This is a genomic window from Micromonospora sp. SL1-18 (assembly GCF_047921505.1).
Classification (GTDB): domain Bacteria; phylum Actinomycetota; class Actinomycetes; order Mycobacteriales; family Micromonosporaceae; genus Micromonospora.
In genome coordinates this window covers 1-884 of record NZ_JBLROA010000190.1, presented here as the reverse complement: position 1 = coordinate 884, position 884 = coordinate 1, and the positions used below count along the sequence as shown (strand labels likewise).

The 884-nt window shown below is 71.4% G+C and carries 1 protein-coding gene; it reads right to left on the bottom strand.

Going from position 1 to position 884, the window contains the following annotated elements:
- Window positions 1-680 precede the first annotated feature (680 nt).
- The coding region (locus tag ACNAW0_RS30480) for an ATP-binding protein (RefSeq protein ID WP_416291499.1) at window positions 681-884 on the bottom strand (204 nt) is incomplete at its 5' end.

The window sequence follows — 884 nt, the reverse complement described above, 5'->3', positions numbered from 1 at the left end:
GAGCGGGAAGCCCGGAGGGGTGCCGCCGAACGACAGGTCGCTGACCGGGGGTGTGGTGGGCTGGCAGCCGGCGGGCCGCGCGGTCACGAGCCCGCGCGGCGTAGGGGAGCGACGCCAGCCGCGTCGGCGAGCTGGCGGCGGTGGCGGGGATGCGGTCACTGCGCCTCCGGCGGGGGCGCAACGACTCCAGGATGGCCGGGGTTCCGTCCGCGCGTTGCGGTCCGTGGGTGGTTGCGCAGGGCCATCCCGCCAGCCGACGACCTGGGTCGAGCCGAGCAGACCACCGCCCGACCCGCCAGCGTCCGTACGAGCCGTCAAGGTCCGCTGGACGTGGCGGGCCGGGCGGCGGCCCGCTCCCCTGAAGGGCGGGTCGACGGCAGACGGGATGGCATTGGCCGTCGACGTAGCCGAGGAAGGGGCGGCCGAGCCGTCACCGTGCTTCCCTGTTCCCATCCCGATCACCACGACACGCTGTCTCGTCAGCACGAAGGATCGCGTCGCTCAACAACAGATGCGCTGCCGAAGCCCTGTTGAGATCTGATGCCGCGATGGTGAGCGCGCTGAAGCCCAACTGCGGTAGCTGCGGTGCGCCCGATGTGGCCGTGACCTCTGGACCCTGCCGGCGATCCTCCGAAACCACCTCATGGGGATCAACCCTCAGGGTTGAAGTGGACTTTAGGTCAAGACAGGGGGCTGTCAGACGGGGCATCAACCTGTCTGCGATCCGCTGGCCGGCTTCCCAGCCCGGGGTTCGCAGGAAGAATCGGCAGCTTGACCCGGAAGGTGGCCCCGCCGCCCGGCGTTTCGGCAACCTCGACCGTGCCGTGGTGCGCCGCCACCAGCGCGGCCACGATGGCCAGTCCGAGCCCGGTGCTGGTCGGCCG